This window comes from Streptomyces sp. URMC 126 (assembly GCF_051386555.1).
Lineage (GTDB): Bacteria > Actinomycetota > Actinomycetes > Streptomycetales > Streptomycetaceae > Streptomyces.
Map to the genome: position 1 here is coordinate 1 of NZ_JBPQTX010000203.1, position 13,123 is coordinate 13,123.

The window sequence follows — 13,123 nt, forward strand, 5'->3', positions numbered from 1 at the left end:
GAGACAGCCCTACCGCCCCGGCCCCCGGACCGTCTCGCGGAAGGCTCCCGGCGTCACCCCGGCCCGCTGCTGGAAGAACTTCGAGAAGTTCGCGGCGTCCTCGAACCCCAGCCGCTCCCCGACCCGGACGACCGCCAGGTCGCTGTGGGCCAGCAGCCGCTTGGCCTCCAGCACCACCCGCCGGTCGATGAACTCCTTGGCGCCCACCCCGGCCGCCGCCAGGGTCGCGCGGGAGAGGGTGCGGGGCGCGTAGCCGAGGGCCCGGGCGTAGTCGGCGACCCGGTGGGTGGTCGCGAAGTCGCGCTCCACCGCCGCGCGGAAGCGGAGGAACGCGTCCGTCGGCGCCGGGACGCGGCTGCCGACCGGCGCGGTGAGGTGCGCCAGCCGGAGGACCAGCACGGACAGCAGGTGCCGCAGGACGTCTGCGTGGACGGCGGCGGGCAGGCCCGCGCCGGTGCGGAAGTCGGCCGCGAGATGGCGTACCGCGCAGGTCACGGCCTCGCGGTCGGTGCCGACCGGCTGCCACAGCACCGGGTGGAACGGGTCGTCGGCCAGGGCTGCGACGGGTGAGCCGGGCGGCAGGAAGTTCGGCTGGACGAGGATCACCGTGCCCTCGATCCGGGCCGCGTCCCCGAAGCTCTGCACCTGGCCGGGGCGCACCCAGAGCACGGAGCCCTCGGTCAGCCAGTAGCCCGTGAAGTCCACGGTGTGCGAGGTGGCGCCCGCGTCGACGACCACGAGCTGGTGGAAGTCCAGCCGCTGGGGCCGGGGGAGCAGCCCCTCGGGCGCCCGGGCGCGCAACTCGGCGACGGTCATCACCTCGATGCCCTCCGGCGTGCCCGGCGGCGGCTGGTAGGTGAGCTCGACGATGCCGTCGGCCGCTCCGGTGCCGCTGACGGCCTCTGTGCACTCGTGTCGCTTTTTCACCATGACTGGACCCGAGCGTACCTGGTCGCGACCCTTCAACCCTCATAGCGTTGTCATCAGTCACCACAGTGATTTCACCGGCAACTACTTGAGGAGAACGAGGTGAACGCCATGGCACGGCCCCGGCAGACCGTCACCTACGCATTCGACGCCTACTGCGGCTGGTGCTACGGCTACGGCCCCACCGTCCGTGAGTTCGCGGCCGTGAACGCCGACCGGCTCGACCTCCGGGTGCTGAGCGGCGGCCTGTTCACCGGCCCCCGGGCGCAGCCGGTGGGCGCGTACGCCTCGTACATCCCGCAGGCGGACGCCCGGATCGCGGACATGACCGGCGCGGTCTTCGGCGCGGCGTACTCCCGGGCGGTGGCGGAGGGCACGACCGTGCTCGACTCCGCCGACGCGGCGACGGCGCTCGTCGCACTGGCCCGGCAGGCGCCCGAGCGGACGCTCGAACTCGCGGGAGCCCTCCAGGGCGCCTGGTACCGCGACGGGCGCGGCCTGTCCGACCCCGCCACCCTCCGGTCCGTCGCCGCCGCGGCCGGCCTGGACGCGGACGAGGCGGCGGCCGCCTATGCCCGCGCCGACGTGCGCCAGGAGGCGCTGGCCGGCTTCCGCGAGGTCCGGCGGCTGGGCGTGGACAGCTTCCCCACCCTGCTGCTGCACACCGCCGACGGCGGCGTCCGGCGGCTCGGCGGCCCCACGTCGTCCGCGCGGGCGCTCACCCGTGCCCTCGACGAGCATGGAACCGGCGCGTAACCCCATCCCCCTCCCACCCCATCAGGAGAACCCCATGGCGAAGATCGCCCTCTTCGGCGCCAACGGCACCATCGGCAGCCGCGTGCTGCGCGAGGCCCTGGACCGCGGCCACCAGGTGACGGCCGTCGTCCGCGACCCCGCCAAGCTCACCCAGGAGCACGAGAACCTCACGGTCACCACCGGTGACGTGCTCGACCCGGCTTCCGTCGCCGCCGTGGCCCAAGGCCAGGACGTCGTCGTCAGCGCGGTCGGCGGCGGCGACGGCCCGGGCCACGTCGCCACCATCAAGCCCGCCGCCGAGTCGCTGGTCGCCGGCCTGCGGACGCTCGGCGACACCGCCCCGCGGCTGATCGCGGTCGGCGGCGCCGGTTCGCTGCGCACGCCCGACGGCAAGCGGGTCTGGGACGCCGAGGGGCTGCCCGAGTTCCTGCTCCAGATCATGCACGCGCACGGCGACGCGCTGGACTTCTACCGCACGGTCACCGACGTCCGCTGGACCAACCTCAGCCCGGCCGGTCTCATCGAGCCCGGCGAGCGCACCGGCACCTACCGCACCGGCCTGGACGACCTGGTCGTGGACGAGAACGGCAAGAGCCGTATCTCGGCGGAGGACTACGCCGTCGCCCTCGTCGACGAGATCGAGAAGCCGCGGCACATCGGCGAGCGCTTCACGGTCGCCGACTGACCTCACGAAGCCGTGCCCACCGGAAAGTTCGATCGGATTCGACCGGGGAGTCCCTGGTGAGGGAACCGGTGGGTAGGCTCGCTTGCCATGGAGCACGAGGTTTTCGTTCCGTTCCCCGTCGATGACGTCCGGCGGGCCCTCTCCGACCCCGCGCGGGTGGCCCGGTGCGTCCCGGGCCTCCAGCGGGACGAGGACGGGACGGACGACGCGACCGACGCGACCGACGCGGCCGGTACGCCGGCGGGCACCGGCTTCACAGTGGCCGGCCGGCTGCGGCTGCGCATCGGCGGGTCGACGATCACCTACCGGGGATCGCTGCGGCTGACCGAGCACGACGGCGCCTACGAGCTCTCCGCCGAGGGCACCGAGGCCCGTGGCTCCGCCACCGTGTCGCTCACCCTGAGCGCCCTGCCCGAGGAGGCCCCCGGCGGCACCCGGGTGGCCTGCTCCGGAACGGTCTCCCGGGCCGGCCGGCTGGCCGAGTTCGACACCCGCACGGCGGAGGGCACGGCCCGCAGGCTGCTGGACCGCTTCGCCACGGCGCTCGCCGAGGAACTGGCCCAGGACGTCCGGGACGCGGCGCTCCGCGACGAGCTGCCGCCCCTGGACGACGAGGCGTTCGCCCCCGCCGGCACCCCCGACGACGTCCTGACGGAGGACGAGCCGCCGGCCGAGGCGGCCCACGCCCGCCGGACGATGATCGGCCGCAGCGCCGAGGAAGTCGACCACGCGCCGCCGCGCGGCCGGTACGCGCCCGTCCCCGCGCCGGAGACCACCTCCGGCCGGGCGGCCCTGCGCTGGGCCGCGCCCGCCGCGGCCGTGGCCCTCGCCTCGGCGGTGGTCGTCGGACGGGTGCTGCGCCGCCGGCGCTGACCCGGGCCGCGCCCCGCCCCGGCCGGAACGCCGTCGCGTGCCCGCGCCGGTGCCCGCCTATCGTCGGAAGGGTGACCAACGCTCAGACGACACTGACCGCAGGCAAGGCCGAGGCGACCGTGGACGCGGAGAACGGCTGCCGCCTCTCCAGCCTCCGGATCGACGGGACCGAACTCCTCCGCCAAGGCCCGAAGTACGGGTCCTTCCCCATGGTCCCCTGGTGCGGGCGGATCGCCGAGGGCCGTTTCCGCAACGGCGGCGAGACGCATCAGATGCCGGTGAACCATCCCCCGCACGCGATCCACGGCACCGGCCGGGACACCGCCTGGCGGGTCGCCCGGGCCGAGGACTCCTTCGCCGCGTTCACCTACGACCTCGCCGCCCCCTGGCCGTACCCCGGCCGTGTCACCCAGTTGGCGGAGCTGTCCGAGGACTCGCTGACGCTCACCCTGGGCGTCGAGGCGGGGGTCGACTCGTTCCCGGCCCAGGCCGGCTGGCACCCCTGGTTCCTGCGCAACCTCGGCACCGGCGGCGACGTCGAACTGGACTTCGCCCCGGCCTGGCAGGAGGAGCGCGGCGCCGACCACCTGCCGACCGGCCGGCGGATCGACCCGCTCCCCGGCCCCTGGGACGACTGCTTCGGCATGCCCGACGGGGTCCGGGTGACCCTCACGTGGCCCGGCGCCCTGGAGCTCACGGTCACCAGCCGCGCCGAGTGGGTCGTCGTCTACGACGAGCAGGACGAGGCCGTCTGCGTCGAACCGCAGTCCGGGCCGCCCAACGGGCTCAACACCCTGCCGCGCCTGGTCACCCCCATCGACCCGCTGGAGATCTCCACCACGTGGAGCTGGCGGAGCCTGGCATAGGCTCATGCCCATGAACGCGCGTGACGCCCTGCTGCAGCAGATCAAGGACAAGGCCGTGGTCCACGGCAAGGTGACCCTCTCCTCCGGCAAGGAGGCCGACTACTACATCGACCTGCGCCGGATCACCCTCGACGCCGAGGCCGCCCCGCTGGTCGGCCAGGTGATGCTGGACGCCACCGCCGACCTGGAGTACGACGCCGTGGGCGGGCTGACCCTGGGCGCCGACCCGGTCGCCACCTCGATGCTGCACGCCGCCGCCGCGCGCGGCCGGAAGCTGGACGCCTTCGTCGTCCGCAAGGCGCAGAAGACGCACGGCATGCAGCGCCGCATCGAGGGCCCGGACATCAAGGGCCGCCGGGTGCTCGTCGTCGAGGACACCTCCACCACCGGCGGTTCGCCGCTGACCGCCGTGGAGGCCGCCCGCGAGGCAGGCGCCGAGGTCGTCGCCGTGGCGACGATCGTCGACCGCGGTGCCGCCCAGGCCATCGCCAACGCCGGTCTGCGCTATGTCACCGGCTACCAGCTCGGGGACCTCGACCTGGCCTGACCTGCGGTTTCCTCTCGGGTGTCCCTGACGGGTGCGAGGTTTCACGTGAAACCACGCACCCGTCGGCGTAGGGGCCGGTCTCTGGCCTGGACGCACCGTGTGGAGCAAATCGGGGAGTCTGGGAAGATGGGGGCGACGATGAACGTCGCCCCCTAGGTCAGGGCCCATCCGTAGCTTCAACCGCACATCACAAGGAGCGGACAGATGCCCATCGCAACCCCCGAGGTCTACAACGAGATGCTCGACCGGGCGAAGGCAGGCAAGTTCGCCTACCCGGCCATCAATGTGACCTCGACGCAGACGCTGCACGCCGCGCTGCGCGGTTTCGCCGAGGCGGAGAGCGACGGCATCATCCAGATCTCCACCGGTGGTGCGGAGTTCCTGGGCGGCCAGTACAGCAAGGACATGGTCTCCGGTGCCGTCGCGCTCGCCGAGTTCGCGCACGTCGTGGCCAAGAAGTACCCGGTCAACATCGCGCTGCACACCGACCACTGCCCCAAGGACAAGCTGGACGGCTACGTCCGCCCGCTGCTGAAGATCTCCCAGGAGCGTGTGGCCGCCGGGCAGAACCCGCTGTTCCAGTCCCACATGTGGGACGGCTCCGCCGAGAAGCTCGACGAGAACCTGGCCATTGCCAAGGAGCTGCTCGCCGAGGCCGTGAAGGCCAAGATCATCCTCGAGGTCGAGATCACCCCGACCGGTGGCGAGGAGGACGGCGTCACCCACGAGATCAACGACGAGCTGTACACCACCGTCGCCGACGTGGAGAAGACCGCCGAGGCGCTGGGCCTGGGCGAGAAGGGCCGCTACCTGCTGGCCGCCTCCTTCGGCAACGTCCACGGCGTCTACAAGCCGGGCAACGTCGTCCTCCGCCCCGAGCTGCTCCGCGAGCTCCAGGACGGCATCGCCGCCAAGCACGGCAAGCAGGACCCGTTCGACTTCGTCTTCCACGGCGGCTCCGGCTCCACCGAGGAGGAGATCCGCACCGCGCTGGAGAACGGCGTCGTGAAGATGAACCTCGATACCGACACCCAGTACGCCTTCACCCGTCCGGTGGCGGCCCACATGTTCAAGAACTACGACGGCGTCCTGAAGGTCGACGGCGAGGTCGGCAACAAGAAGACCTACGACCCGCGCACCTGGGGCAAGCTGGCCGAGGCGAGCATGGCCGAGCGCGTCACCAAGGCCTGCGCAGACCTGCGCTCCACGGGCACCAAGCTCAAGTAGTCGCCTGACCGCGTGACGGAAGGGCCCGGCTTCCGGCCGGGCCCTTCCGCATGGCCGGGTCCGGCGCGCCGGGGGACCATCGGGGCATGAGCGAGTCCGAGCGGGAGCACGCGGCCGCCGCGCCCGGGGCGCCGGACGCGCCCGCCGGCCCCGGGATCCGGATGGGCACCGCCACCGGACGGTTCGTGCTGCTCACGGCCGTCCTCGGGTCCGGCATGGCGATGCTCGACAGCACCGTCGTCAATGTCGCCCTGCCGCACATCGGCGCCGATCTGGGCGCGGACCTGGCCGTCCTCCAGTGGACGGTGAACGCCTACATGCTCACCCTCGCCGGGCTGATCCTGCTCGGCGGCTCGCTCGGCGACCGGTTCGGGCGGCGGCGGGTGTTCGTCGTCGGCGTGGTGTGGTTCGCCCTCGCCTCCCTGCTCTGCGGCATCGCCCCGAACGCCGGGGTGCTTGTCGCCGCCCGCGCCTTCCAGGGCGTCGGCGGAGCCCTGCTCACCCCCGGCTCCCTCGCCCTGCTCCAGTCCGTGTTCCGCTCCGACGACCGGGCCGCCGCCGTCGGCGCCTGGTCGGGGCTGGGCGGCGTGGCCTCCGCGATCGGCCCGTTCGTGGGCGGCTGGCTGGTGGACGGGCCCGGCTGGCGCTGGGTCTTCCTGATCAACCTGCCCGTCGCCGCCGTCTGTGTCCCGGTGGCCCTGCGCCACGTCCCCGAGACCAGGGACCCGACGGCCCACGGGCGCTTCGACGCGGCCGGCGCCGCCCTCGGCGCCCTGGCCCTCGCCCTGGTCACCTACGCCCTGATCGCCGCCCCCGACAAGGGAGCGTCCCCCTGGGTCGTCGGCCCGGCCGTCGCCGGCGTGCTGCTCGGCGTGCTCTTCGTCCACGTCGAGGGGCGCCTCGCCACCCCGATGCTGCCGCCGGGCATCTTCGCGATCCGGACGTTCTCGGCGGTCAACGCGGTCACCGTCTGCGTCTACGCGGCCTTCGGCGGCTTCTTCTTCCTCTCGGTGCTCCAGCTCCAGATCGTCTGCGGCTGGTCCGCGCTGGCCGCCGGCACCGCGCTGCTGCCCACCACCGTCCTGATGCTGCTGCTCTCCTCCCGCGCGGGCCGGTTCGGGCAGGCGGTCGGCCCCCGGCTGCCGCTCACCGTGGGGCCGCTGCTGTGCGCGGCGGGCATGCTGCTGATGACCCGCGCCGGAGCGGGCGCGGTCTACTGGCGGGACGTGCTGCCCGCCCTCGTCGTCCTCGGCCTCGGCATGACCCTCCTGGTCGCCCCGCTCACCGCCACCGTGCTGGCCTCGGTCGACGTCGGACGGGCCGGCCTGGCCAGCGGCATCAACAACGCGGCGGCCCGGGCGGCCGGCCTGGTTGCGGTGGCGGCGCTGCCGCTGCTCGCCGGGATGGGCCCCGAGGCGTACCGCGACGCCGGCGCGTTCGGCGGCGCCTTCCGGCGGGCCATGGCCTGGTGCGCCGGGGCGCTGGTGGTGGGCGCGGCCCTGGCCTGGACGACGATCCGCGAGCCCCGGCGCGGCGGCTGCCATCCGGAGTGCGACTACCACTGCGGGGTGACCGCGCCCCCGTTGGACCCGGGGGAGAACGGTTCTCGGCACCCGTCCGGGCCGGGGTGACGCCCCTCCTGGCGCCCGTGCGGCGACAGGGCAGACTGGAGTCCATGGCCATTCACGAGAACCTGCTCGGGGGACCGCCCCCGACCCACCTGCCCGACGACCCCGAGCCGCGCGAGCTGCTCGCCTCCGGCGCCGCGCCCGCCGAGGTCGCCGCCAAGTACCCCGCCTCCTCGCTCGCCTGGGCGCAGCTCGCCGACGAGGCGTTCGAGGCCGGCCGGGTCGTCGAGTCGTACGCCTACGCCCGCACCGGCTACCACCGCGGTCTCGACGCGCTCCGCCGCAGCGGCTGGAAGGGCCACGGGCCGGTGCCGTTCGAGCACGAGCCCAACCGCGGCTTCCTCCGCGCGCTGCACGCGCTCGCCCGTGCCGCGCAGGCGATCGGGGAGCAGGAGGAGTACGAGCGCTGCTCGACGTTCCTGCGGGACAGCTCGCCGACGGCGGCGAACACGCTGGGCTGAGCCGCCCTCGGGGGGCCGCGCCCCGGCCCCTCCGGGGCCGCGTTCGCGCCGGACGGGCCGCACAGCGCGTCCGGCGCACGCCTCTTGCGGGCGCGGCCCAAGGGACGCATGATGCGAACAGGGGACCGGGGCTCCGACGCGAAGGAGAGGGGCGGACCGCTACCCGGAAGCCGCGTTCGGTGCCGAGGAGCCACGATGCCGCAGCCGCCCACGCCCCCCAACCTCGATTTCGAGGCCACGACGCCCTACGAGGACTACGTCCGCGCCGAGGTCCTCTCCAGCCTCCAGCACCCGGTCACCGACGACCCCGGCGAGCCCGCGTTCCTCGTCACCACGCAGGTGATGGAGCTGTGGTTCACGCTCCTCGTCCACGAGTGGGAGACCGCCGCCGGCGCGCTGCGCCGCGACGACCTGCCCACGGCCCTGGCCGCGCTCGAACGGTCGGTGCACGAGCTGGGGGCGCTCAACGCCTCCTGGGAGCCCATCGCCCGGATGACGCCCGTCCAGTTCAACCGGTTCCGGCCGGCGCTCGGCGAGGCGTCCGGCTTCCAGTCGGCCATGTACCGCCGGGTGGAGTTCCTGCTCGGCGAGAAGTCCACGTCCCTGCTGACGCCGTACCGCAATGTGCCGCGCGTCCACGCCCGGCTGGAGAAGGCGCTGCACGAACCGTCCCTGTACGACGAGGCGTTGCGCTGGCTGGCCCGGCGCGGCCACCCGGTGCCGCGCGCGGTGCTCGAACGGGACGTGACGGCACGCTACGAGCCGGACCCGGGCGTGGAGGACGTCTGGCAGCGGATCTACGCCGGTGACCAGGGCAGCGACGAGTGCCGGCTCGGCGAGCACCTCACCGAGGTCGCGGAACGGGTGTGGCGCTGGCGCAACGACCATCTGGTGGCCACCCGGCGGGCGATGGGCGCCAAGCCGGGCTCGGGTGGCTCGGCGGGCGTCGCCTGGCTGGAGAAGCGGGCCCGGAAGACGGTGTTCCCGGAGTTGTGGACGGCGCGCGGCCGTGTCTGACGCCCACGGCACCCACGAGGGCCTCGCCGCCGAGGCCGCCCGTCTGGACGCCGCCGACGGACTGCGCGCCCACCGGGCCGCGTTCGACCTCGACGACGGCGTCGTCTACCTCGACGGCAACTCGCTCGGCGCCCTGCCGCGCGCCGTCGCCCCCCGCCTCGCCGACGTCGTGAACCGGCAGTGGGGGCGGCTGCTGATCCGCTCCTGGGAGGAGTCGGGCTGGTGGACCGCGCCCGAGCGGGTCGGCGACCGGATCGGGCGGCTGGTCGGCGCCGCGCCAGGGCAGGTCGTCGTGGGCGACTCGACCAGCGTCAACGTCTTCAAGGCCGTGGTGGCCGCCGTCCGCATGGCGGGGGACGGCCGTGACGAGATCCTCGTGGACGCCGCGACGTTCCCGACGGACGGCTACATCGCCGCGTCCGCCGCCCGGCTGACGGGGTGCCGGATCCGGGCCGTCCCGGCCCCCGACCTCGCCGCCGCGGCCGGCCCGCGGACCGCCGTCGCCCTGGTCAACCACGTCGACTACCGCACCGGCAGGCTCCACGACCTGCCCGGCACCACCGCGGCCCTGCACGGCGCCGGCGCGCTCGCGGTCTGGGACCTGTGCCACAGCGCGGGCGCGCTGCCCGTCGGGCTGGACGAGCACGGGGTGGACCTCGCCGTCGGCTGCACGTACAAGTACCTCAACGGCGGCCCCGGCGCGCCCGCGTACCTCTACGTCCGCCGCGACCACCAGGACCGCTTCGACTCCCCGCTGCCCGGCTGGAACTCGCACGCGGACCCGTTCGGCCTCGACCCCGCGTACACGCCCGCCGACGGCCCGGCCCGCGGCCGGACCGGGACCCCGGACATCCTCTCCCTGCTGGCGCTGGACGCCGCGCTGGACGTGTGGGACGACGTGAGTCTCGACGCCGTCCGGGCCAAGAGCCTCGCCCTCACCGACTTCTTTCTGCGCTGTGTGGCCGCCCTGGTCCCGGCGGGCCGGGTGGAGTCCGTCACGCCCGCCGCCCACGCCGAGCGCGGCGGCCAGGTGTCGCTGCGCTGCCCGACGGGCGCGGCGGCCGTCATGGCCGCGCTGGCGGAGCGCGGCGTCGTGGGCGACCACCGCCGCCCGGACGTGCTGCGGTTCGGGTTCGCGCCGCTGTACACCACGTTCGCCGGCGCCGAACGGGCGGCGCGGACGCTGGCGGAGGTGCTGTGAGCGACGCCGACGAGGAGGCGGCGCTGTTCGGGCTCCCGTACGCGCCGCCCGACGCCACCACCGCCTACGGGCCGCACCCCGACCAGGTCGTCGACCACTACCTGCCCACCGGCATGCCCGCCGGCGTCCGCGTCACCCTGCTGCACGGCGGCTTCTGGCGCGCCGCCTACGACCGGCGGCACCTCGCCCCGCTAGCGGCCGCCCTGGCCGCGCGGGGGTACGAGACGGCCCTCGCCGAGTACCGGCGGGTCGGCGGCGGGGGCGGCTGGCCCGCCACGTTCGAGGACGTGCGGTCCGCCCTCGCCGCCGGCGGCCCGGCCCGGCGCCACGTGCTGCTCGGGCACTCGGCCGGCGGCCACCTCGCGCTGTGCGCGGCGGCCGGTACGGAACCGGTCGTGGACGCCGTCGTGGCCGTCGCCCCGGTCGCCGACCTGGCTCGCGCCCGGGAGCTGGGGACCGGCGGCGGGGCCGTCGACGCGCTGCTCGGGAACCGGCCGGCGGCCGAGGCGGACCCGGCGGGGCTGCCGCCCCGGGTCCCCGTCACGCTGCTGCACGGCGCCGCCGACGACGAGGTGCCGGTCGAGCTCTCCCACCGCTACGCCGTCACCGCCCGGCTGCTCGGCACCGCCGAGCTGCGCGTCCTGCCCCGGTCCGGGCACTACGCGCCCGTCACCCCCGGCACGGCGGCCTGCGCCGTGCTGCTGTCCCTCGTCGACGCCGCCGCCCGGCCGGATCCGGGGCCCGGCACCGGCCGCGTAGTACTTGAGACGGACGCCGACGGATCCCCATGAACGGGGACGACGTACGCCGTCCGGGTGCTTACCGTTGAACGCGTGACCGAAACCCCCGAGACGACGACCCTCCGCAGCGAGCTGCTGATGATGAAGAGCGCCTTCGCCGGTATGCACCGCGACCTCTTCACCGACGCGTTCGCCTTCCGGCCGCTGGCGCCGCTCGCGGACGACAGCCGGCTCCTCGCCCTGACGCCGCGCGCCACCCGCCGGTACGCCCGGTGGCTGCCGCACGCCGCGCTCGTGACGTTCACCGTGTTCCTGATGTTCCAGGCACTGGTGCAAGGCGGGACGCCGGCGACGTCGCTGCTCATCGGGGTGCCGATGCTCATGACGCTCGTCCGGCCCGTCGGCGCGTGGTGGTGCTCGGTCGCCGTGATCCTGCTGTCGGCGGTCGGCTCGCCCGACCTGTCGCTGTCGATCCCGTTCGGCGTCCACGCCCTGGTCATGATGCTCGTCGCGATGCGCGGCAGGCCTCGGGTGGCCGGGGAGATGTGGCTGCTGACGGCGGCCCTCGCGGTCTTCCTGACCGTGTTCTACCGGGTGCTCGCCGGCCCGTCGCTCTTCGAGTACCTCGTCGTCTCCGGCGTCCTGCTCTTCGCGGTCCTCGCGGGGCGCGTGCTGCGCGAGTCACGCGAGCAGGTGGCCGTCCAGGCGGCCGTCACCGAGGTCGAGCGGTCCCGGCGGACCGTCCTGGAGGAGCGCACGACCATCGCCCGCGAGCTGCACGACGTCGTCGCCCACCACATGTCCGTCGTCGCCATCCAGGCCGAGGCGGCCCCCTACCGGGTCCAGGAGACCCCGCCCGAGCTCGCCGCCGCGTTCGCCACCATCCGGGAGAACGCCGTCGCCGCCCTCACCGAGCTGCGCCGCGTCCTCGGCGTCATCCGCTCCGACAGCTCCGATGTCTTCGACGCGCCGGAGGCCCCCCAGCCCACCCTGGACGCGCTGGACGGGCTGCTGGCCAACGTCCGCCAGGCGGGTCTCACCGTCGAGCACGTCGTCACGGGCTCCGTGCGCCCGCTGCCGCAGGGCGTGGAGCTCTCCGCCTACCGGATCGTCCAGGAGGCGCTGAGCAACGTCCTGCGGCACGCCCCCGGCGCCACCGCCCGCGTCGAGATCTCCTACGTCCTCGGCGGGCTCGGCCTGCGCGTCGTCAACGGACCGCCCGACCGGACGGCCAAGCCGTCGCCCGGCGCCGGCCACGGCGTCCTCGGCATGCGCGAGCGCGTCGGGATGCTCGGCGGCGAGATGACCGCCGAGCCCACGGCGGACGGCGGCTACGAGGTCAGCGCCTTCCTGCCGGCCGCCGCGCGCGCGGAGGCCGCCGCGTGAGCATCCGGGTGCTGATCGTCGACGACCAGATGATGGTGCGCGAGGGCTTCTCCGTGCTGCTCAACGCGCAGCCCGACATCGAGGTCGTCGGAGAGGCGGTGGACGGGCACCAGGCGCTGGAACGGGTCGCGGAGCTCCGCCCCGACGTCGTCCTCATGGACATCCGGATGCCCGGGCTCAACGGGATCGACGCCACCCGGGAGATCGTCGCCGCGGACGCGGACGCGAAGGTGCTCGTGCTCACCACCTTCGACCTGGACGAGTACGTCTACCAGGCGCTGCGCGCCGGGGCGAGCGGCTTCCTGCTCAAGGACGCCTCGGCCCGGCAGCTCGCCGACGGCGTCCGGGTCGTCGCCGCCGGCGAGGCGCTGCTCGCGCCCACGGTGACGAAGCGGCTCATCCACGAGTTCTCCCGGCTCGGCACGCCGCGGCAGCCTACGCAGGAGCGGATCGGGGAACTCACGGAGCGGGAGACGGAGGTGTTGGTGCTGGTCGCTCAGGGGCGGTCGAATGCGGAGATCGCTTCTTATCTGGTGGTTGCCGAGTCGACGGTGAAGACGCATGTGAGTCGGATCCTGGTGAAGCTGGGGTTGCGGGATCGGACGCAGGCTGCCGTTTTCGCCTACGAGGCGGGGTTGATCACGCCGGGTGGGTGAGGCGGCGGGGCGCCTGCGGCGGGCGGTGCCCCGGTCCCGCCCCTTCGCCGATTCCTGGGGCTGCGCCCCAGACCCCCTTTTCGCGGCTTCGCCGCTCGTCCTCAAACGCCGGACGGGCTGGATAGTGCGCCCGGGCGCCGTATTCAGCCCGTC

Annotated in this window: 14 protein-coding genes; 13 read left to right on the forward strand and 1 reads right to left on the reverse strand. The window is 74.3% G+C overall.

Features of this window, described 5'->3' with window-relative positions; translation table 11 throughout:
* Nucleotides 1–9: 9 nt before the first annotated feature.
* A complete protein-coding gene (locus tag ACSNOK_RS22470; protein ID WP_436782549.1) occupies nt 10–930 on the reverse strand; it encodes a helix-turn-helix domain-containing protein in 921 nt (306 codons plus the stop codon).
* Between the two features lie 108 nt (nt 931–1,038).
* Here ACSNOK_RS22470 and ACSNOK_RS22475 point away from each other — a divergent pair, with 108 nt between their 5' ends.
* The 13 genes from ACSNOK_RS22475 to ACSNOK_RS22535 all read left to right on the forward strand — a co-directional run bounded on the left by ACSNOK_RS22475 (nt 1,039) and on the right by ACSNOK_RS22535 (nt 12,970).
* A complete protein-coding gene (locus ACSNOK_RS22475; RefSeq protein WP_436782560.1) occupies nt 1,039–1,683 on the forward strand; it encodes a DsbA family protein in 645 nt (214 codons plus the stop codon).
* 34 nt (nt 1,684–1,717) lie between these two features.
* A complete protein-coding gene (locus tag ACSNOK_RS22480) occupies nt 1,718–2,368 on the forward strand; it encodes an NAD(P)-dependent oxidoreductase (RefSeq protein WP_436782550.1) in 651 nt (216 codons plus the stop codon).
* 87 nt (nt 2,369–2,455) lie between these two features.
* Nucleotides 2,456–3,241: a CoxG family protein gene (locus ACSNOK_RS22485; protein ID WP_436782551.1), complete on the forward strand. Its 786-nt coding sequence runs from the start codon at nt 2,456–2,458 to the stop codon at nt 3,239–3,241.
* 71 nt (nt 3,242–3,312) lie between these two features.
* Nucleotides 3,313–4,107 (forward strand): aldose 1-epimerase, encoded by a 795-nt coding sequence (locus ACSNOK_RS22490; protein WP_436782552.1) that lies wholly within the window; start codon nt 3,313–3,315, stop codon nt 4,105–4,107.
* A gap of 10 nt (nt 4,108–4,117) precedes the next feature.
* Nucleotides 4,118–4,654 carry an orotate phosphoribosyltransferase gene (gene pyrE, locus ACSNOK_RS22495; RefSeq protein WP_436782553.1) on the forward strand — a complete coding sequence of 179 codons (537 nt, stop codon included), beginning with the start codon at nt 4,118–4,120 and terminating at the stop codon, nt 4,652–4,654.
* Between the two features lie 204 nt (nt 4,655–4,858).
* On the forward strand, nt 4,859–5,881 hold the full coding sequence (fbaA, locus tag ACSNOK_RS22500) for a class II fructose-bisphosphate aldolase (protein ID WP_398267171.1): 1,023 nt from the start codon (nt 4,859–4,861) through the stop codon (nt 5,879–5,881).
* An 86-nt stretch (nt 5,882–5,967) separates the two neighbouring features.
* Nucleotides 5,968–7,512, forward strand: coding sequence for an MFS transporter (locus ACSNOK_RS22505; protein WP_436782554.1), 1,545 nt, complete (start codon nt 5,968–5,970; stop codon nt 7,510–7,512).
* A gap of 44 nt (nt 7,513–7,556) precedes the next feature.
* Nucleotides 7,557–7,970, forward strand: coding sequence for a DUF3151 domain-containing protein (locus ACSNOK_RS22510; protein WP_436782555.1), 414 nt, complete (start codon nt 7,557–7,559; stop codon nt 7,968–7,970).
* A gap of 195 nt (nt 7,971–8,165) precedes the next feature.
* Nucleotides 8,166–8,987: a tryptophan 2,3-dioxygenase gene (locus ACSNOK_RS22515; protein WP_436782556.1), complete on the forward strand. Its 822-nt coding sequence runs from the start codon at nt 8,166–8,168 to the stop codon at nt 8,985–8,987.
* Nucleotides 8,980–10,188 (forward strand): kynureninase, encoded by a 1,209-nt coding sequence (kynU, locus tag ACSNOK_RS22520; protein ID WP_436782557.1) that lies wholly within the window; start codon nt 8,980–8,982, stop codon nt 10,186–10,188. The genes ACSNOK_RS22515 and kynU overlap by 8 nt, the downstream gene beginning before the upstream one ends.
* Complete coding sequence (locus tag ACSNOK_RS22525) at nt 10,185–10,979, forward strand: alpha/beta hydrolase (RefSeq protein ID WP_436782558.1); 795 nt, start codon at nt 10,185–10,187, stop codon at nt 10,977–10,979. Before kynU ends, ACSNOK_RS22525 begins: the two co-directional genes overlap by 4 nt.
* 87 nt (nt 10,980–11,066) lie before the next feature.
* Entirely contained in the window at nt 11,067–12,314 is a 1,248-nt protein-coding gene (locus ACSNOK_RS22530; protein ID WP_436782561.1) for a sensor histidine kinase, read from the forward strand.
* Nucleotides 12,311–12,970: a response regulator gene (locus tag ACSNOK_RS22535; protein ID WP_436782559.1), complete on the forward strand. Its 660-nt coding sequence runs from the start codon at nt 12,311–12,313 to the stop codon at nt 12,968–12,970. Before ACSNOK_RS22530 ends, ACSNOK_RS22535 begins: the two co-directional genes overlap by 4 nt.
* Nucleotides 12,971–13,123: the final 153 nt, after the last annotated feature.